Below are 18,384 nucleotides of genomic sequence, written 5' to 3' on the forward strand. Positions count from 1 at the left end.
CCCTTGCTGCATATGGGAGGTTCAGAATGGCCAAGCACGTTGTGACGATGATCCCCGGAGAAGGCACCGGACCGGAGATTTGCGAGGCGGTGCGGATGGTGATCGACGCGAGCGGCGTCGACATCAAGTGGGAATATGAAGATATCGGTCTCGACTGTCTCGAAAAGCACGGCACGTTGTTGCCGGACAAAACCATTCAAAGCATCGCCAAAAACAAGGTGGCCCTCAAAGGCCCCACGACGACGCCGATCGGCACGGGACACAAGAGCGCGAACGTCACGTTGCGCAAGGTTTTCGATCTGTATGCGAACGTGCGGCCGGTGCGGTTGATCCCCGCGCTGAAGCGGCCTTGGGAGAAGCTGGACATCATCAACTTCCGGGAGAACACCGAGGACTCCTACGCCGCCATCGAACACATGGTGTCGGACGAAGTCGCGCAGTGTCTGAAAGTCATCACCTGGCCCGGCTCCTACCGCATCGCCGATTTCGCGTTGAAGTGGGCGAGGGACAACGGCCGTAAAAAGGTCTATTGCGTGCACAAAGCCAATATCATGAAGATGACGGACGGCCTGTTCCTCGAAGCCTTCCGTGCGGCAGCCAAGAAGTATCCGGACATCGACACCGGCGACATTATCGTGGACAACTGCTCGATGCAGCTCGTGCGCAATCCCGGCCAGTTCGACTGTCTGGTCCTGCCGAACCTGTACGGCGACATCTTGACGGACCTCTGCGCCGGCCTAATGGGCGGCCTCGGGTTCGCGCCGGGCGCGAATGTTGGCGACAATTGCGCCATCTTCGAGGCCGTGCACGGTTCGGCGCCGAAATACGCCGGCATGAAGAAGGTCAATCCCTCCGCGGTGTTGATCTCCGGCGTCATGATGCTCCGTTGGCTCAACGAAAAGGCGGCGGCCGATCGGATCGAGAAGGCGATGTATCAAGTGCTGGACGAGGGGAAGACGGTGACCTACGACGTGGGCGGAACCGCCAAGACTGACGAATATGCCCAGGCGATCATCGACAAGATGAATGCCGGACGGAAATAAGGGAGAGGACCCAATGCCGACGTTTACCCAAGAAGCGATTGCAACGAAGAAAAAGAAGAGGATCGACCTGGTCGGGGTGGACCTTTACATCATCACCGATCAGGGCATTCCGAAATTCACCGACGGGGAGTTCGGTCCTTTCAAGTGCGAATTCATCTCGAACCGCGGCACGAAAGTGTGGCCGGGATTCGTCAGCCCCGATCTGTTGATGGTGAACTGGTATCGCTGTCGGTTCATGGCGACACGAGAGGTGCAGGACCGCGAGGTCAACGAGTTTCTGGATACGCTGACCCGGAAGGGGTGGTGGTGGTCCGCCGCCCAGAAGCTGTGGAATTACGATGGTGAGGCCGGGTTCAGCAAAGCCTATTGAAGCCGAGCATGAGCAGGGCCGTTCCTGCGACCGGCTGTCGAGCGATTCCGATGAAGTGCGGTCGGTGCGATCACGGAAGGAGGGAAGTGCATGAATCCCAATGATGGGCCTGGCCCGACACGAGATGGAACAGGGGAGCCCGGAGCGGTGTCGTTGGACGAGTTCATCGTGGATCGTTTCCTGACCGCAGTGCAGGACAAGCATCGCAAGGCCCATCGACATCCCGCCCACGCCCATGAGCGGCCTGAGTCGCGCCCGACTCGCAACAAGGCCGATATCGAATATGCGGTCATGTTGGCCATTCTGGATTTTTACACGGAGTGGATGCAGGCCGCTTGCTCCCATGTCCATGTCCAGTTGTCTGAGGACGTGATCACGGTAACGGTGACCAGGGCCAGGCTGGCGCCGGCCGAGCAGCGGCTGGCGCAATCGCAGGACGGGAGGGTTCTCCTGCAACAGGTTCACGACGAGGTCTTCAAGGCCTGTCAGGATGAGTTGCGAAGGCGGCTCGAACGCGTCGTCAAGGCAAGCGTCAAGGAAACCGTCGCTTCGCTCGACGCCGCCACCGGCCGAAGCGAGATCACGATCACGCTCGGAGAGCCAGCCGCGAACCCCGCCTCAGGCCTCAGTCAGCCATCCGGCTGACCAGGCCCGCCCTTTTCTCTCAGCCTCGTCAGGCTTGCCAGGATCTCGGCCGGCTTTGGCGGACAGCCGGCGATCCGGACATCGACGGGGATATGACGATCCACCGGGCCGGTCACGGCGTAACTTCCGGCGAAAATCCCGCAATTGATGGCACAGTCGCCCAGCGCAATCACGATCTTGGGATCGGGAGTCTGTGTGTACACATCCTTGAGCGGTTTCGCCATGTTCACGGTCACGGGCCCTGTGACGACCAGCGCGTCGGCATGGCGCGGCGAGGCCACAATATGGATGCCGAATCGCTCTGCGTCGTAAACCGGATTCATCAGCGCGTTCATCTCCATCTCACAGGCGTTGCAGGAGCCGGTGTCCACCTCGCGAATTGCAAGCGACCGGCGAAACGGGGCCGCCTTGGCTTTCGTTTCCGGGCTCGCTGGTTTGGGGGAAGCTTCGGCAGGAGGATGTTCGCCGGTCACGACCCCGGTCTTGAGACTCTTCTTGAGGATGCGGAACATGATGCCTCCGTGGGAAGTGAGGAGTAAGGAGTGAGAAGTGAGATGCGAGGGCTCGCTTCGTCTCCTTCGTCTTACGTCTGCCGTTTCACGGCTACAGGTCCGTTCCTGAATAGGACAGGTTGAAACTCTTATTGATCAGGGGAAAGTCCGGGATGATATTCCCCAGCACCGCCCACTGGATCGCGGGCCAATTGACGAAGGACGGGTCCCGCACCTTGCACCGGTGGATCCGGCCCTGCTCGCCGGCCATTACAAAATAGAGAATCTCTCCCCGCCACCCCTCCACCGCGGAGATCGCCCATAGACCTGGTTCCGGCATACGCCCGGCCTCGGCGACGATTGGACCCTGAGGCAGATGAGCGCGGATCTCTCCGATGAGCCGGATGGACTCATGGATTTCGTCCATGCGTACTCTCAGCCTGGCGCGCACGTCGCCGTATCGGTATCGCGCCACGTTCACGGGCAACTCGTCGTAGGCGGCAAAGGGACGGTCCCGCCGGACGTCTTGGTCGAGCCCAGACGCCCGTCCGACGACACCCACCACCGCGTGGTCCCAGGCAATACGTTCGGGCAGCACGCCGGTGGTTTCGAGCCGGTCGGTCAGAGAAGCATTTGCGAAGATGATCGCTTCCAGTTCGGAAAAATCCTGTTCGATCCGCGCCACCTCGGCGGCGATCTCGTCGAGTTGTCGGGCGGTGATGTCGCGAGCGAGCCCTCCGACGGTCATGACCCCGCGAAGAAACCGAGAGCCGGTCATCCGCTCGTTGAGTTGCATGATCCGCTCCTTCATCCGGCCGCCGTGCGCATGGGCGAGGGCATAGGCCGTGTCGTTGCAGATCGCGCCGACGTCGCCGAGATGGTTGTGAAGCCGTTCCAGTTCGAGAAAGAGCGAGCGAAGGTACCGGGCTCGCGGCGGTACTGTGATCCCCGCCATCTGCTCGACGGCCTGGCAATAGGCCAGACTGTGTCCCACCGTGCTGTCGCCCGAGATCCGCTCGGCCAGCGGGACCGCGGCTGACAGGGTCTGTTGTTCGAAGAGCTTTTCCACCCCGCGATGTTTCCAAAAATGGCGCAGCTCCAGTTGCATGATCGGCTCGCCTGCCACGGAAAACCGGAAATGGCCCGGCTCGATGATCCCGGCGTGAATCGGTCCGACCGGGACCTGGAAGACCCCCTCCCCTTCAATCTGGAGAAACCGGTATTCGCCCTGTTGCCGGCCGAGGACCGTATCCCAGCGGAAATCTTTCTTGAGCGGATGGACGCCCTTCGGCCAATGTTCATGCCGGACCAGACGGCGGAGGTCAGGATGGCCAACGGGAATCAGTCCGAACATGTCACGGATCTCACGTTCGTACCACTGAGCCGCATGGATATGAGGTGTGATCGATCGGAACAGGCGTTCCTTGTCCAGCAGATCTGTACAGAGCAATAACCAATCCTTGCGTTCCTGGAGGGTGAAGAGATAGAGGAACTCATAACGGGTTTCCCGTGGACGATGGTCCACGGCCCAGAGGAGCGACAGGCTGCCCCGCAAATCCGGCTTCGTGTGAAGATAATGCGCGACGAGTGGAATATGGTCAGTTGTGACCCGCAGAAATGGTATGCCGTGCACCACTGATGTATCAACAACCGCAGCCGCAAATTCCTGTCTGAGCAACTCTGCTGCTGTCGCCGCATCGGCCATCATATCACCTCGCCAGAAGCACATTGACCGCCCGATCCATCAATCCGCGCACCGGTTCCGGAAGCGCCAACCCAAACCCCACTAACGCAGCACCGGTCACGATCAGTGGGACATGCCCCACGTCCCATCGCTCGCCGGATTGCACGCCGTCCGGAGGGTTTCTCCATACCATCGAAGCTAGGCGATAGGTGAAGCCTCCGAACAGCGCCACTGCGAACAGGAGAAACAGTGTGACAATGGCAAGGCTGCGCACGTCGTGCGCCACGATGATCGTGAGGAATCGTCCAAGGTGCAGAGTGTCGGAGGAAAAACTTTGGGTCGCCAATGCCGACACGATCATGACTTCGCTGAGAAACATGGAAAACGGGGGCATCCCTACCAGCGCCAGGCCCGCGACCACAATGGCTATCGCCGTCACCGGCTGGACTTTCGCCAGCCCCCGCACCTCCATAATTTCGCGGGTACCGAACCGGCGGTGCACATTGCCCGCTGAGAAGAAGGCCAGCGATTTGGCCAGGGCATGGTTCAGGAGATGAAACAGGCCGCCGAATGTGCCGGCTACTCCTCCCACCCCAAACCCTGCCATCGCAATTCCCATGTGCTCAATACTGGAATAGGCGAACAAGCGCTTGTAGTCGCGCTGGATCAGAATAAAGAGCGCAGCCACCACAAACGAGAGCAGCCCGAGAAAGATCAGCAAATTGCCCGTGTAGTGCTCGGGCAGCGCGTGATCGGCAATGGCCTTGCTGCGGAGCAAGGCATAGACCGCCACCGTCTCCAACACTCCGGCCAACATCGCGACCACCGGCGCGGGTGCTTCGCTGTAAGCGTCCGGCAACCAACTGTGCATCGGCACGAGTCCAACCTTAGTCCCATAACCGACGAGCATGAAAATGAATGCCAGTTTAAGCACATGCGGATCCAATTGGTGTGCTACTTCCAGCAGCGTGGTCACGTTCAGCGCTGCACTGACATCCCCCAGCACGCGCACGGATGAGTAATAGGTCAGGACCGTGCCAAACAGAGCTAACGCGATGCCCACAGAGCAGAGAATCAGGTATTTCCATCCGGCCTCGAATCCTTCGCGTTTGCGAAAAAACGAAATCAGAAAGGCGGTCGCTAATGTGGTCCCTTCCATCGCAGCCCAGAGGATGCCGAGGTTGTTGGCCATGGTCGCGGCGATCATGGCGAAGAGAAACAAATGAAACAGAAAAAAGAACTGGCTCACCCGCCGTAGCGTGATCGTGCCCCGATTCAGATAATCATCGAGATAAGTCCAGGTGTACAGTGAGCAGAGAAACCCGATGGCGGTGATGATAAGAAGAATGAACGCCGAGAGGGCGTCGAGATAGACGAACCCCCAGAGCGACGTGAACGAGCCCTGTGTCAATACCTGTTGCACGATGGCCAGTTCTGAAATCAACAGGGCTGCCATGGTGGCCAGATTCAGCCCATGGAGCACATGGGTCTGCCTGGTGGTTAAACTGAGGACCGCGCCCATCAATGGTGTTCCGAGGATGATCGCCACGGGCGCCACGATTGTTCCCATCACGGCATCTCCGTCGTCGGACTGAACAGTTTCACGATCGCGTCGAGCAACAGAGTCAGTCTCGGAGGGACATGGAGTCCGATCATTCCCAATGCCCCCACGTTGAGAGCCACCGCCGCGCTGGCAAAAAGACGGCAGTGCTTGCCGAGCGGGCTTCCTGGCTCAATCGGTCCTCCTAACGCCATGCGAAACACCTGATACAGCAAGGTCGCAAATGCCAGGGCCAAGAGAAGCAGGAACAGGCCGGCAACCTCCGGCTTCACGGCATAGGCCCCTACCGCGATCAACAACTCGCTGGTGAACAGGCCAAAGGGCGGCATTCCAGCCAACGCTAGACCGGCCACGAGGACGGCCGTCCCTGCGAGCGGCATATGGACCAGCAAACCGCTGACCCGATCAAGCAATCGATGCTGGTATCCGAGGAGCACTAACCCGGCACCGTAAAACGCGGTGGATTTCGCCAGGGCGTGGTTCAGCAAATGCCAGGCGCCAGCAAAGACCCCGGCGCCCCCGATGCCGAACCCCAGCAAGGCGATCCCGATGTGTTCGATGCTGGAATAGGCGAACAGCCGTTTGAAGTCCCGCTGGACCAGAAGAAAAGTTCCTGCGACCGTCAACGACAGCAACCCCAATGCCACCACGAGAGTGCCGGCAAAGTCCGGTCCCACTGTTCGATCCGTGATGACCTTGAACCTCAGGATGGCATAGACCGCCACGGTCAACATACTTGCGGACAACATTGCGCTCACCGGCGTCGGAGCCTCCGCATGCGCGTCTGGCAACCAAGTATGCATCGGTGCGACGCCGGCCTTCGTTCCATAACCGATCAAGGCAAAGACGAAGGCAATCTTGATGGCTGCTGGGTTCAACCGTTCGGCTGTTTGGTAAAGCTGAGACCAACGCAACGCCTCGCCCGTGACGCCCAATACCTGTTCGGATGAATAATAAATGAGGACGGTGCCGAACAGGGCCAGCGCAATGCCGACTGAACTCAGAATCACATACTTCCAGCCGGCTTCGAGTGCCGCTTTGCTCCGCTCAAAGCCGATCAACAAGGCGGCAGAGAGCGTTGATCCTTCGATCGCGATCCACATAATGGCAATATTGTCCTGATTGACCGCGGTCAACATGGCAGCCAGGTAGAGATCAAAGAGGCAGAAGAACTGAGAGTAGCGCTGCACCGCGAGGTGGCCCCGGGTCATTTCTTCCCCCATGTACCCCACCGCGTAGAGGGTGCCCGTACCGCCCACCACGCCTAAAATCAGATCCATCCACGCGCTCAGCGCGTCGGCTTGTAATATGACGCTGACTGACAGGCCGTCTGCGGCAACAACTCGCTCTATCACCAGCAGGGCGCTCGCCAGCATCGCCCCCGCTTGAACGCAGTGCAAGGCTTCGATGGCCCTGCGCTCTTTCAGGAGTAGGCTGCCCAGTCCGGCCAAAATAGGCACGGCGACCAGAACGATCAGAGGCCATTCCATGAACGACTACTCCTTTAGGATCGTCAGCTTGCTCGTGTCCACGCTGTCGAAGGCGTCCTGCAAGCGGTGCGTGTAGATCCCAATGATGAGGGCGCCGACCAACACGTCAAAGAACACGCCCAGCTCCACGATCAGCGGCATCCCATAGGCGGCGGCTGTGGCCCCCAGGAAGAGGCCGTTTTCCATCACGAGAAACCCAATCACCTGCGTCACCGCCTTTTTGCGGGCGATCATCGTGAAGAAGCCGATCAACATGATGGCGAGCGCGATCGCTAGGGAATCCCGTGTCAAGAGGAAGCCGAGGGGAATGATCGGCTGGGTAATATAGAAGGCGAGCATGACCAGTCCTCCGCAAATCAGAAGTCCGGCCGGTACGTTCACATTCATCACCAACTCCCGTGTGACGTTCAGACGCTCGATCACCTGCTTGAGGATTCTCGGGATCACGACGGCCTTGATGACGACCGTGAGCGCCGCCGCCACATAGATATGATGGATGCCCGTGAGGTATGCGACCAGGCCGGCCGTCAGAGCCAGAAAGACGGACTGCAAGGCGAACAAATCCACACAAGCCGAGAGACGACGCTGCGCCACGATCGCAAAGCAGGTCAGCAGCAGCATAGCCGATCCTAAGTCTACCAATTGAGATCCTATGTGGGGGGGCAGCAACGACAAGTTATCCTCGCAGCACGTAGAAGAAGATCATCCCGAGAAGGGCCAGAATGAAGGCGACCCCTAGAAAGTCGGTGACTCGGAACAACCGAAGCTTGGCGAACATGCATTCGATCACGCCGATCAGCGCGGCTAGTCCCGAGACTTTCGCCAGGTAGGCCATCAGCCCGACGCCCAGCGCCAGCGGTTCCATGCTCGTCGCGATCCCCCAGGGCGCAAAGATGTTCGCGATCAACGTGAGAAACACCAGCAACTTGAGGCCTGCGGCCCATTCCACGAGCGCCAGATAGCGCCCGGAGTATTCAAGGATCATCGCTTCGTGGATCATGGTCAGTTCAAGATGTGTCGCCGGATTGTCCACCGGCACGCGACCGGTTTCAGCGATGGCCACGATGAACAGGGCGGCAAGGGCCATCAAATGCGGCGAGGGATCAGTCACAATGCCCTCAAGCAGAGCGGTCTTGTGCACGATGGTGCTTAAATTGGTCGATCCGGCGGTCAGCGCGATGGCGAAGATGGACATGATCATGGCCGGCTCGGTGAGGGAGGCGACGATCGCCTCCCGGCTGCTCCCCATGCCCCCGAAGGCCGAGCCGGCGTCGAGCCCAGCCAGGATCAGAAAAAACGTTCCGAACGCCAGCAGATAGACCAGGGCAATGATGTTGCCGGCGAAGTTAGGAGGGACCTTCGACGTAAAAACCGGCACGAGCAGGCCGGCGAGAAGGGTTGAGGCAAACAAGAGGTACGGCGTGGTCGTGAAGATCCATGATGTTGTCGTCGAGACGACCGGCTGTTTGCGAAACAGCTTGGCCAGGTCAGAGTATGGCTGGAAGACGCTCGCGCCCTTGCGCAATTGAAGCCGCGCCTTTACCTTCCGGATCAACCCGACGATGAATGGTGAGACGGCCAGTAAGACGATCGCCTGCGACACCGTGAGGAGTATGGCCTGCAGCATATGTGGTCCTGTCTGGTCGGGGCCGAGTGCTAAGGCTGACGAAATGCGCTCAGCCCATCCTTTACTTCGTTTCAGCCCTCAGTCCGTAGTCCTCGTGACTCACTTCTTAGACCGCGAAGAGTAAAAGCAGCACCAGCGTCACAAAGATGTAGGTCAAATAGAGATGGAGACTTCCGGCCTGGATCACGCGCAACCGGTCGGCCATGGTCGAGAAGAACATCACGACCGGGTCATAGAGATACTTTTGAAAGACCGGCTCGATGTGGAATTCGAACCGCCGTCGCTTGGCGAAATACCGAGACTCTTCGAGCAGCTCCGTCTCCAGCTTGACGGTCGGCTGATAGATGGTGCTGAACACCCGCTTGATCGGTTGGACGAAGCCGGTGGCCGTGTACTCGAGGCGTGGGCTCAGGTTGATCCCGCAGCCCCATGTCTTGTAAGCGCGTGCCTTGACGAGACCGCCGAACACGACCACCAAGAGGAGGCCGAGCAGCGAGAGCCCGAATAATCCCAGCGCGATTGCCGGCGAGGAGAGGCTAGAAAATTCGACGTTCCCCGGTGCGAGCGCCCAGCCATCCAGCGCCACGACCTTTCCTGCGATCGAGACTCCTGTGAACGGGGCGCCCACTCGATCCAGCATGGGCACCACGAGCATTGGCAACAGTCCCAGCAACAGGCACATGGCAGCCAACAAGCCCATGCCGACGCGCATGGGCATCGGAACCTCTTCTGCATGTCTGGCATGGGCGCTCCGTGGCAGGGCGAGAAAAGACATGCCGAAGGCTTTCGCAAAACAGGCGAGGGCCAACACGCCGGTCAAGGCCAGCATCGCTGCAGTGAGTGGGAGCATGAGCTTGAGGAGGAGTGCGGGAATGTGAAAGCTCAGGAAGAGGCTTTGGAAGACGAGCCATTCGCTGACGAATCCGTTCGTCGGTGGCAGGGCGGAAATCGAAACAGCGCCGACGAGGAAGAAGAAGCCGGTCCAGGGCATGCGACGGAGCAAGCCGCCGTATTCCTCCATATTGCGGGTATGGGTGGCGTACAGCAGCGAGCCGGCGCCGAGAAAGAGCAGGGCCTTGAACAGGGCGTGGTTGATGGTGTGGTAGAGACCAGCCAGGAGTCCCAGGGCCGCGAACTCATGGAGTCCGTAGGTGCGGAAGATCATGCCAGCCCCGATGCCGAGCAGGATGATGCCGATGTTTTCCACGCTGTGAAACGCAAGGAGGCTTTTCAGGTCATGTTCCATCAGCGCATACATCACGCCTAACAGTGCCGATACGGCACCAACCACGAGAACGGTGAAACCCCACCACCAGGGGAACTCCCCGCCGAGAAAATCGAAATAGACCCGGACCAGGCCATAGATGGCGGTTTTAATCATGACACCGGACATCAGCGCCGAAATATGCGAGGGAGCGGCCGGGTGGGCATAGGGTAGCCAGACATGCAACGGCACGATGCCCGCCTTAGCGCCGAATCCGATCAAGGCTACAAGAAACACGAGAGTCCTCATCCCTTCCGGGAGCGGATGCTGCGGATGACGGAACGTCTCGAAAGCGAAGGAACCGGATTCCTGGAAAAAGATCAGAAAGGCAAGCACGATGAAGGCAGTGCCCACATGCGCCATGATCAGGTAGAACAATCCGGCGTAGCGGACATCAGCCTGCTCATGTTCCGTGACCACCAGGAAATAGGAGAGCAGCGACATCAGCTCCCAGAGGATCAGGAAAAAGAAGCCGTTGTCCGCCATGACGACGAGCGTCATGGAGAGCAAGAACCCATTGTAGAGCGAGCCCATGATGGCAACGGACGATCTGCCGAAGAATTCCGTCACGTAGCCCATCGCAAAGATGGAGGCAGCCAGGCCGGCTAAGGAGATGGTAAGGACGAAGAACGACGCGAGCGGGTCGAGACGGATCGCAAAGCTCAGCAGGGGAATGGTGGAGTCGACCGAAGCGGTCCAGGGTTTCGGCGTCAGGAGGCCGGCAATCCCAAGGAGGATCCCTGCCCCGCCCGCCGACCCGGCAAGGCCGTGCGCGAGCAGGTTCTGCAATCGCGGCTTCCCGGGGAAACAGAGTGGAAGCATCAGCCCGGCGAGGTAACCGGCAAGGAGCAGGAGGAACAGATTCAACATGTGCTCTCGATCATCACGAGAGCCGTCCTTGGCCGATCAGCGTCGGGACGATCTGGCACCAGCCGCAACGGGGTAAACGAGGTACTGGGGGTAAGGGGCGATAATCGGAATAGTGGGGTTAAGCGTTCCGTACCTGTTACCCCACTATCCATTTTTCTCTCTCTCCCATCCTGCCCCATACCCTGCTATCCCCTTATCCCGCTAGCCCTTGATCAGTGCTGCTGCTTTTGGATCATCGGCTCGATTTCTTTCTGTGTTTCCTCGGGCACGTTGTAGCGGATGTACGCGTGATCGAGCACCTCGTTGGCGTAGAGCCGCCCGGTCGGGGCCGGGACCGCGATATGGGCCTCCACTGTCCCCTTCGGGCCGATGGTGACGGTTCGCTCGATCGAGCTCCGGACATAGGGATGCCAGACGACGAGCTTATAGGTGCCCGGCGGCACATCGGTTAGGGTGAACCGGCCCTGCTCGTCCGTCTTGGCAAAGTACGGATTGGTGACGGCCAGGCCCCAGCTCTCCATGTACGCGTGGAAGCCGCATTGCATGACGAAGATCCGGCGGTTCTTGGTGAGATTGACCAATTGCTTCATTGGCGTCCCGGCCATGTGTCTGTGGTACAGCGCGGCATCGCTGCGATCCTTGAAGTTGCGCGGGTGCTGCGGATTCATCGGCAGCGGCACGTTGAACAACACGCGTGGACCCAGATGCGAGGTTTCATAGGCTTGAATGTCGTGCATGACGGGGTCCATGTTGACCACTGTCACCGGCTGATCGTCCCGCACGACGGTGGTGAACGGGAGGAAGAGGCAGTCTTTCGCTTCGATCTGCGGCACCCCTCCCTCGGCGAACGGTTTGCCCTTGTCGATCCCGTCCAGATAGACCACCACCTCGCGAAATTCGCCCGCCGGCCCGACCTGGAACGGTTGCAGGATGCGCCAGCCCTGCCCGTCAGAAATGCGCCCGCAGTAGAATGGGTCCGGCAACGTCGTGAGGTTGTACCCTTTCGGTTTGGGGACTTGGCCGTCAAGCGTGATCGTCCCCACCACTCGTCCGCCATCCGTGACCGCGGTTTCTTCATAAGACCAGGCGGGCGAGCCTATTCCCGTCATGATTGCGATCATTGCGCTCACAAAATATCGCATGGCATTCCTCTCCTCATGAAAGTAGATTAAAAGGCATGAGCCCCGCTGAGATCACGAAGGTCGCGTTCGTTTTTGCCGGTTGACCGAATCCACGATGCGCTGAATCGTGCTGGCTGTTAAGTCACGAATCGTGAGATGGGCCTCGTCGTCTCCGTTGAAGGTGCAGAGTGCAATCGTAAAGCAATCGGTGCCGCCGCGGATGATTTTCAGCGCGATATTGGACTGGTGGCAATGCACACCGACGAAGAGGCAGACATCGATCTTGTTTTTCCAGATCGTGAGATTGGGATGATTCGGGTTGATTTCTTTTTCCGCGATGATCTTCGGGTACTTCGGGCGATAATCCGCCATCGGGATCAGCTTCGCCGGTACGGCTTCGGCCAAGGCTTTGACCACTCTGGATTCGCGCTCGGCTTGCTCATTCCAGGCCCAGAGGACCAACGGACCCGGGAAGATCGTCGGATTCTTGGCCATGATCAGCCTCCGGGCCGCCTCGTCGATAGCGAGCTGTTCAGGGACACGTTTTCCCATCACGAGCCCTTCTCCTTTCGACGGCCCGATGACCCCCCTATTCGAGACGGAAGGCGGAAGATATCCTTCGGGTCCAATCGTCATTTCATACGGCCTCATTTCGCGCACTCCTTTCCGTGAGCCTTCACAAGGCACCCAATCCTTCGCGAAGGAAAATATCCATCGCCGTCAACGGCTTCCCAACCAGCGGAGTCAGCACTGTGTACTCGAATGAGAAGCCTGCACGCAGCCGGTCCCAGTAACCCTTGGTGTGACCCTCCTCGACGAGGACGATCCGACTGACGCTCCTGGCAAATGACTCGATCTCCTCATGCGACAACGGCATGATGCGCGAGGGGTAGAGACCGGCGACCTTCAGTCCGAAACTTTGGCATAGCGCCACGGCATCTCGTACCACGCCCTGCGCCGCTCCCCAGGCGACAAACCCCACATCCGCCATGACAGTTCTCTCTCGTTGGGATGTCGCGTCAGTCCATTGAGGCCTTGTGTGGATGGCAGGATTCGGGTCAATGCTTTTCCGCCTGCCAATCATCTCGACCAAGGTATGAATGTCCAGACTCTGATGGCGTAGAGCGAGTGTGTCTTCGAGCAATACCCCGACTCCGTCACTGCGACCACTGCGGATCAACTCGTGGCCTGCGATCAATAGTCTCACGGTGTCGGAGAGATCGGAGGCGATGAAGACCTCGGGGGCCTTGAAGTCACGGAAGCACGACGCGACCGCGGCATCGTTCCCCCGGAGCAGAGCCATGACCTGCCCCTGTGGCCCTCGGTACGCTTGCACGCCTGGATGGCTATCGCTTTCAAGAACAGACACCATCGCCCCGGCGATGCCTAGGTGTTTGGAGGTCCACTGGGTGGGAGAAGCGATGAGGTCTGCATCGCAGGCGCTCCGGCATTCGCAAGAACTTACGGCGAATCCCAGCAATATGGCTCGCTCCGGCGTCAACATCAGCCGGCTTTGCTCGTGAGAGCCGCCGGGGAGAGGAAGCGAATAGATATCCCGCTTTTCGATCGCGTGGAGGCCAAAGTCCAATCCTGCCTCAAATGACCGGGGCGCCGCCAGCGATGGGGCGAGACGGCGGAGTGGGGTTTCGGGGATTCCAAGCAGTGACAACAGTGCCGCGAGCGCCGCGAGTCCTTTGCTGGGCAGTCCCTCACTGTACGGGGCGCAGAGCTCGGTCAGCGGGAGAGCATACACAATGACTCCTGCAGGGATGAGCGGAGATGGGCGATGTGCCCCGGGCGGTTCCCACAGGAGCACACTGCCTGGCTGGATCCCGATCCGCGGGAGTTCCTGAGTGTGACCATCAAGATCTATGAGCCCATCACAGCCATGTCCCATTGAATAGAAAGTTCGCGACGCGATGCGAAGGTGCAGGACACAGTCCGTGACATCGCCGCTCAGCATCCCGCGTTGCGCCATCACCGCAAAGCCCCGCCCGGTCAGAAATTGGGTGATGGGCATCAATTCCTTGAAGAGCACGGCCGCGCTGGGTCCCATGATCTTCAGGACGAAATCGAACTCTTGATGGGGACGAGGAGGAAGCCAGGCTGTAAACGGAGCCATATCAAGAGGGGTCGTGCTAGACACGGTAGATGTTCCATCCCTTTCTTAGGGCCAAGACGTTCATCCAACGCACGGGATACCCGTTGAGGAAGAGATGATCGTACAGCGCAGATAAGAAGATACGCCCGCCATCTGGAAAGACCGCGCGACCGCTCCAGTCTTTGACCCCACGGCGAAGCGCCGTTCTCAGCCCGGGATGGGTTGTCACAATCGTGTCCGTGGTCGGGTCAACCCAGATAAGGGCCGTCGCTCCCCTCGGGTACTGCACGACCACTGTGTCGGCATTCGGTGGCATGACTCAGATCGGATCTGCCTGTCTGCGAGCCTTGTTCCTTGGCCGTTAGTTTCTATGTCAATTCAGTGAGGCCTCTGCTATCCAGACTGCAACGCGACATCATTCGGTCGGGCGTAAATGGAGTCGGCCTCTAGAAAACCTGCGTGCCCATGGTGATAGGTGACTTCCACGAAGTCCCCATCTCGAAGGTCGGCAAGCTCGACCTGTGCGATGCCTCTCGCGATGAGGGTCTGGTTGCCAAGCAGCGCGCGGGCGCGGATCGCGGTTCCTCCTGGCAACACGGTCGTCACAAGAATCCACCGGGTGCCGCGCGCATCACGATCGACTCGATCAAAATGGCCCCAGAGCACCGGCATATCCTCATACTCACATGTCGGTACGCAGAGAACGGCCAGCCCGATGGCGGCAACGAGCCATTCCTTCTCGCGCTCGGAGATTGTTGGGGTCGCAGCTCAACACCGCTTTCCAGTTGAACCAGGCCTCCTCATGGAGTCCCATTTCTTCGAGCAGCGTCGCCATTTCATATCTGGTCACGATATCCGCCGGGCATACGTCAAGGAGATTCTGCAATCGACTGAGTCGGCCGATCCATGATTCGGCTGGCTGGTGTTCCCTGAGTGGACCAGGTCGTGGATCGGGTTGAGGTGGCCGACCTGCATTCGCCGCCATTTTCGTTCCTCTACGTTTCTTGACTCTTCCGTTCGACACCGTATCGACACGCTACAGTGGCCATGGGCGAACCTGCTCGATCCCACGATTCATCCGGGCCTGCGTGCCCGTCAGTCGGACCGTTTTGCCATCCTTCGGCATGGCGATCCCGAGTTCTGTGCGGACGCTCCGGAAGATGTCGATGATGTGGTTCATCCGTGTCACATCCAGGTCTTGCACGCTCAGCATGGCGTCTTCATGAATGTCGTGGCAGAACGCAATCGTCAGGCAATTGGTTCCGGCCCGCACCATTCGCAATGCGAGGTTGGCATAGTGACAATGGATGCCGATGAACAGGGCCACTTCGATCTTATTGTGCCAAATCGTCAGATTGGGATGATTGGGATTGATCCCCTCCTCCGGGTCGATCTTGGGATATTTCGGGCGATAGTCCGGCATGGGAATGATCATGACGTTGGGAATTTCCGACGCAAGCCTCAAGAGCGCCTGTCCTTTGGCGATCCATTCCGGATGCCAAGCCCACAAATAGAGCGGCCCCGGGAAGATCGTCGGATTCGCTCGCGTAAATAGTTGGCGAGCCGCCTCGGCAATCACCTCATCTTCGGGGGCGTGCCAGCCATATAACAGCCCGAATCCGGATTCTGGATGGGTCACGCCGAGTTCTATAGCCGATGGCGGATGGAATCCGGCCGGACCGACATCAATCACGCGTTCATGCCCTATGGCATTCAACGGGCTCATGCGAGGTTCCTCTCTGTTCCACTGCAAGGGAGGTCTGATTAAACGGGCCATCGACTCCGTTGGCGCCGTCCCGAGGCCTATTCGCGGTGAACAAGGATTTCCCGGACTGTGGATGCAGCAACGATTGCCGGCCTGGAATTGCGTCTACGGGTGATGGGTAGTGAGTGTCCTCTCGCCTTAAGATCGAAAGGGTTCGCAGATCGCGCAATATGGCGTAGGCGACGCCTCCCAGAATCAGCGCGACGAAAAGATTCAGATCCCAGCCCCACAGCATGGTCCCGACCACTGCCGTGGTGGCCGCGATATAGGCGACAACTTCCAGAAACCCGAACTGCTGTTCGCGGATCGAGGGCATCTGTTTTACGCTCACCTTCTTCAAGCTCTTCCATCATATTGAGGATTGGGGATCACTTGCCTTACGCTTTCTTCGATGTTGCTGTGCCAAGATCTCGCGTGAGCACAACGGCCTCTTTGCGAAGTATCATGAGCCGCTCATGACAGCACCGACAGACCATGCCTCCCGCCGGCGAATCAAACATCAGGACCATGGACGCTCTCCGGCAACGTGGACACCGAACCGGCCTCCCATGCGGTGCGGCCTCATAAGATTGATCGAGCCTCATTGAGCGCCTCACATGCCTTACGCATGGGCCTTCACTTTCTTTCCGCCAGCCTTTTCGATGGCCTTTTGGATCTCCCCTGAAACTGCGGAGGCTTTCTCTTTCAAGGCCTTAGCCTGCGCGTCCGCACCCAGATAGTCCCCTTTCTCAATAAGCTGATGGACGGCGCTAAGATTCGCCTCTAACCCGCTGATGTCCTCCTTAAGCGCTTCAACTGCTGCCTTATCCTTTCCGGTCGGCGCTTCGGCCATGAGTTCCTTGGCCGAAGCCACAACTTGCTGTGCTTCTTTCTCCCTCTCTTTGGCCGCTGCTTGTGCCGCTTCTTTGTTTTGCGTCGCCTTGGTTGCTATGGCCGCGCCGGACTCAACGACCTTCAGCAACAGCTTGTCGGCTTCTGCATAGGATCGGAAGACAGAGAGGGCGGTTTCTTGTTTGGCCAATTCTTCCTTTGCGAGAGCGAATTGCTGTTCGAGAGTGGCCAAGTCCTCTTTCGCGTATTCTGTCGCACCGGCCGCCTTGGCCGCATCAACGGCTTTTTGAGCAGCCTCCAATTGCTCTATGGGGGGTTGCGCGCAGCCTGTCACAGCGACCATCGCTATAGCGGTTAAGCCAGCCGTCATGCCATGTCGGATGTTCAGTTTCATAACCATGTCCTCCCGACCACTTCTCGAAAAGCCTCCTGACACAAGAACCATTGCATGCGGGATGCCGCAGATGAACCATGCAGCGATGACGATCCATGGCAATATAAATTGAGGGCTTAGAGTCGGCTTTATGAGCTGCAATGAGTCGAATCGATCAGTGCGTAATCGAGACGTGCACGATTTGCAGATGCTGAGTCGATGCGGATGATGGGAGATGGTATTTCTTGCTGGACGGGGAACGATCCCTGCGTCACGCAACCGATTGGGGACAGTCAGCCGCGCAAGATTCACGAATCAAATAGAGAGATGGGATTTGGAGACGCATTCTGCGATCATCTTGTGACCAATTCATCTTCTAGGCGGTGGGATTGGGCCACTCCTATGCCCTGGTTCCTTCGTCGCGTGGTAATCCCGCGTGCCTTCGGCACTCTGTGCTCAACCTAATAAGTACGACGGGCCAACCGAATGGCGGGAAATGAGTAAAGAGGATTCTTCCTGCAGAAGTTGCACGCTTTCATGAACTGCGTGTAAATGCGAAGCATCGCTGGCCTCCCCTTTCAGATGGTGCGTTCACTCCTTTTTACTGTCCTTCCGCAACAATATTGAAACATTAGGTCACTGGGTCTCTCCGCAGTTGTTCAAGCGGGCATGGCCTATGCTGAGTCAATGGGCAGCAGGAAGTCGCTCGTTATGAACATTCACGACAGGAGACGTACATGGAACGATCCATAAGTCCCGCAGGTTCGACCAAGAGGACCTATAAACTGCACGGCATACTGGTGAGTGTCGATGTCACGCATCAGGTCATCGTGATCCAACCTTCTGAGCACGATGGAAAACGGGTTCGCCGCCTGATCATCACTCCAGAGAGCGAAATTCTAGCCGGTACGGAACACAAGGCTCTTGCTGATCTCCTCGTGGATATCGGAGAGTGGGTCAGCGCGCACTACGTCAAAGAGGACAATCGGACGGTTCTGAGGAAACTCCACGTCCCTCGCGGCATGACCCCAAGTCCGCCGACTCCGTTGCCGAAAGGCAGCGTCTCCATGCCAACTGGGAGCGAGGCGTTACCGAAAGCGTCGTGAAGAGCCACGATGCGGTGGCCCAGGTGGTCGGATGACAGTGAT

19 protein-coding genes are annotated in these 18,384 nt (G+C 58.6%); 4 read left to right on the top strand and 15 right to left on the bottom strand.

Annotated elements, in window-relative coordinates; all coding sequences use genetic code 11:
• Positions 1-26 precede the first annotated feature (26 nt).
• The 3 genes from QWI75_RS01260 to QWI75_RS01270 all read left to right on the top strand — a co-directional run bounded on the left by QWI75_RS01260 (position 27) and on the right by QWI75_RS01270 (position 2,058).
• Positions 27-1,043, top strand: a complete 1,017-nt coding sequence (locus tag QWI75_RS01260) for an isocitrate/isopropylmalate dehydrogenase family protein (protein ID WP_289266870.1) — start codon at positions 27-29, stop codon at positions 1,041-1,043.
• Between the two features lie 13 nt (positions 1,044-1,056).
• A complete protein-coding gene (locus QWI75_RS01265) occupies positions 1,057-1,413 on the top strand; it encodes an isocitrate dehydrogenase (protein ID WP_289266871.1) in 357 nt (118 codons plus the stop codon).
• A 90-nt stretch (positions 1,414-1,503) separates the two neighbouring features.
• On the top strand, positions 1,504-2,058 hold the full coding sequence (locus QWI75_RS01270) for a Na-translocating system protein MpsC family protein (protein WP_289266872.1): 555 nt from the start codon (positions 1,504-1,506) through the stop codon (positions 2,056-2,058).
• Here the strand turns inward: QWI75_RS01270 and QWI75_RS01275 are convergent.
• From QWI75_RS01275 to QWI75_RS01345, 15 genes are all read right to left on the bottom strand, one after another.
• The gene (locus QWI75_RS01275; RefSeq protein ID WP_289266873.1) at positions 2,043-2,570 is read right to left on the bottom strand and encodes an NADH-quinone oxidoreductase subunit B family protein; all 528 of its coding nucleotides are present in this window, start codon (positions 2,568-2,570) and stop codon (positions 2,043-2,045) included. The two genes, QWI75_RS01270 and QWI75_RS01275, sit on opposite strands and share 16 nt — an antisense overlap.
• A gap of 91 nt (positions 2,571-2,661) precedes the next feature.
• The gene (locus QWI75_RS01280) at positions 2,662-4,257 is read right to left on the bottom strand and encodes a hydrogenase large subunit (protein WP_289266874.1); all 1,596 of its coding nucleotides are present in this window, start codon (positions 4,255-4,257) and stop codon (positions 2,662-2,664) included.
• Between the two features lies 1 nt (position 4,258).
• The gene (locus QWI75_RS01285) at positions 4,259-5,803 is read right to left on the bottom strand and encodes a hydrogenase 4 subunit F (RefSeq protein ID WP_289266875.1); all 1,545 of its coding nucleotides are present in this window, start codon (positions 5,801-5,803) and stop codon (positions 4,259-4,261) included.
• Positions 5,803-7,284: a hydrogenase 4 subunit F gene (locus QWI75_RS01290; RefSeq protein WP_289266876.1), complete on the bottom strand. Its 1,482-nt coding sequence runs from the start codon at positions 7,282-7,284 to the stop codon at positions 5,803-5,805. Before QWI75_RS01290 ends, QWI75_RS01285 begins: the two co-directional genes overlap by 1 nt.
• A gap of 6 nt (positions 7,285-7,290) precedes the next feature.
• Positions 7,291-7,905: a hydrogenase gene (locus QWI75_RS01295; protein ID WP_289266877.1), complete on the bottom strand. Its 615-nt coding sequence runs from the start codon at positions 7,903-7,905 to the stop codon at positions 7,291-7,293.
• 55 nt (positions 7,906-7,960) lie between these two features.
• Positions 7,961-8,911, bottom strand: a complete 951-nt coding sequence (locus QWI75_RS01300) for a respiratory chain complex I subunit 1 family protein (protein WP_289266878.1) — start codon at positions 8,909-8,911, stop codon at positions 7,961-7,963.
• Between the two features lie 106 nt (positions 8,912-9,017).
• Positions 9,018-11,045, bottom strand: a complete 2,028-nt coding sequence (gene hyfB / locus QWI75_RS01305) for a hydrogenase 4 subunit B (protein WP_289266879.1) — start codon at positions 11,043-11,045, stop codon at positions 9,018-9,020.
• Between the two features lie 212 nt (positions 11,046-11,257).
• Entirely contained in the window at positions 11,258-12,154 is an 897-nt protein-coding gene (locus tag QWI75_RS01310) for a carboxypeptidase-like regulatory domain-containing protein (protein ID WP_289266880.1), read from the bottom strand.
• Positions 12,155-12,238: 84 nt separating this feature from the next.
• Positions 12,239-12,817 (bottom strand): carbon monoxide dehydrogenase beta subunit family protein, encoded by a 579-nt coding sequence (locus tag QWI75_RS01315; protein WP_289266881.1) that lies wholly within the window; start codon positions 12,815-12,817, stop codon positions 12,239-12,241.
• Between the two features lie 25 nt (positions 12,818-12,842).
• Positions 12,843-14,288 (bottom strand): hypothetical protein, encoded by a 1,446-nt coding sequence (locus tag QWI75_RS01320; RefSeq protein ID WP_289266882.1) that lies wholly within the window; start codon positions 14,286-14,288, stop codon positions 12,843-12,845.
• Positions 14,289-14,304: 16 nt separating this feature from the next.
• The gene (locus QWI75_RS01325) at positions 14,305-14,583 is read right to left on the bottom strand and encodes a hypothetical protein (protein ID WP_289266883.1); all 279 of its coding nucleotides are present in this window, start codon (positions 14,581-14,583) and stop codon (positions 14,305-14,307) included.
• A gap of 77 nt (positions 14,584-14,660) precedes the next feature.
• A complete protein-coding gene (locus QWI75_RS01330) occupies positions 14,661-14,939 on the bottom strand; it encodes a hypothetical protein (RefSeq protein ID WP_289266884.1) in 279 nt (92 codons plus the stop codon).
• Positions 14,940-15,303: 364 nt separating this feature from the next.
• Entirely contained in the window at positions 15,304-15,993 is a 690-nt protein-coding gene (locus QWI75_RS01335; RefSeq protein WP_289266885.1) for a carbon monoxide dehydrogenase beta subunit family protein, read from the bottom strand.
• Positions 15,965-16,372 (bottom strand): hypothetical protein, encoded by a 408-nt coding sequence (locus QWI75_RS01340; RefSeq protein WP_289266886.1) that lies wholly within the window; start codon positions 16,370-16,372, stop codon positions 15,965-15,967. Before QWI75_RS01340 ends, QWI75_RS01335 begins: the two co-directional genes overlap by 29 nt.
• 261 nt (positions 16,373-16,633) lie before the next feature.
• Positions 16,634-17,257: a hypothetical protein gene (locus QWI75_RS01345; RefSeq protein ID WP_289266887.1), complete on the bottom strand. Its 624-nt coding sequence runs from the start codon at positions 17,255-17,257 to the stop codon at positions 16,634-16,636.
• Between the two features lie 716 nt (positions 17,258-17,973).
• On the opposite strand from QWI75_RS01345, the gene QWI75_RS01350 reads away from it, so the two are divergent.
• A complete protein-coding gene (locus tag QWI75_RS01350) occupies positions 17,974-18,342 on the top strand; it encodes a hypothetical protein (RefSeq protein ID WP_289266888.1) in 369 nt (122 codons plus the stop codon).
• The last annotated feature ends 42 nt before the right edge of the window (positions 18,343-18,384 follow it).

Origin of the sequence: Nitrospira tepida, assembly GCF_947241125.1 — a bacterium.
Taxonomy (GTDB): domain Bacteria; phylum Nitrospirota; class Nitrospiria; order Nitrospirales; family Nitrospiraceae; genus Nitrospira_G; species Nitrospira_G tepida.

What these genes read in the sequence shown, in the direction of transcription:
- QWI75_RS01275 (WP_289266873.1), bottom strand. Translation starts at nt 2,570, where the DNA reads ATGTTCCGCATCCTCAAGAAGAGTCTCAAGACCGGGGTCGTGACCGGC.
- QWI75_RS01260 (WP_289266870.1), top strand. Translation starts at nt 27, where the DNA reads ATGGCCAAGCACGTTGTGACGATGATCCCCGGAGAAGGCACCGGACCG.
- QWI75_RS01315 (WP_289266881.1), bottom strand. Translation starts at nt 12,817, where the DNA reads ATGAGGCCGTATGAAATGACGATTGGACCCGAAGGATATCTTCCGCCT.
- QWI75_RS01325 (WP_289266883.1), bottom strand. Translation starts at nt 14,583, where the DNA reads ATGCCACCGAATGCCGACACAGTGGTCGTGCAGTACCCGAGGGGAGCG.
- QWI75_RS01270 (WP_289266872.1), top strand. Translation starts at nt 1,504, where the DNA reads ATGAATCCCAATGATGGGCCTGGCCCGACACGAGATGGAACAGGGGAG.
- QWI75_RS01345 (WP_289266887.1), bottom strand. Translation starts at nt 17,257, where the DNA reads ATGAAACTGAACATCCGACATGGCATGACGGCTGGCTTAACCGCTATA.
- QWI75_RS01280 (WP_289266874.1), bottom strand. Translation starts at nt 4,257, where the DNA reads ATGATGGCCGATGCGGCGACAGCAGCAGAGTTGCTCAGACAGGAATTT.
- QWI75_RS01290 (WP_289266876.1), bottom strand. Translation starts at nt 7,284, where the DNA reads ATGGAATGGCCTCTGATCGTTCTGGTCGCCGTGCCTATTTTGGCCGGA.
- QWI75_RS01310 (WP_289266880.1), bottom strand. Translation starts at nt 12,154, where the DNA reads ATGACGGGAATAGGCTCGCCCGCCTGGTCTTATGAAGAAACCGCGGTC.
- QWI75_RS01300 (WP_289266878.1), bottom strand. Translation starts at nt 8,911, where the DNA reads ATGCTGCAGGCCATACTCCTCACGGTGTCGCAGGCGATCGTCTTACTG.
- QWI75_RS01350 (WP_289266888.1), top strand. Translation starts at nt 17,974, where the DNA reads ATGGAACGATCCATAAGTCCCGCAGGTTCGACCAAGAGGACCTATAAA.
- QWI75_RS01265 (WP_289266871.1), top strand. Translation starts at nt 1,057, where the DNA reads ATGCCGACGTTTACCCAAGAAGCGATTGCAACGAAGAAAAAGAAGAGG.
- hyfB (WP_289266879.1), bottom strand. Translation starts at nt 11,045, where the DNA reads ATGTTGAATCTGTTCCTCCTGCTCCTTGCCGGTTACCTCGCCGGGCTG.
- QWI75_RS01285 (WP_289266875.1), bottom strand. Translation starts at nt 5,803, where the DNA reads ATGGGAACAATCGTGGCGCCCGTGGCGATCATCCTCGGAACACCATTG.
- QWI75_RS01330 (WP_289266884.1), bottom strand. Translation starts at nt 14,939, where the DNA reads ATGCCGGTGCTCTGGGGCCATTTTGATCGAGTCGATCGTGATGCGCGC.
- QWI75_RS01320 (WP_289266882.1), bottom strand. Translation starts at nt 14,288, where the DNA reads ATGGCTCCGTTTACAGCCTGGCTTCCTCCTCGTCCCCATCAAGAGTTC.
- QWI75_RS01335 (WP_289266885.1), bottom strand. Translation starts at nt 15,993, where the DNA reads ATGAGCCCGTTGAATGCCATAGGGCATGAACGCGTGATTGATGTCGGT.
- QWI75_RS01295 (WP_289266877.1), bottom strand. Translation starts at nt 7,905, where the DNA reads ATGCTGCTGCTGACCTGCTTTGCGATCGTGGCGCAGCGTCGTCTCTCG.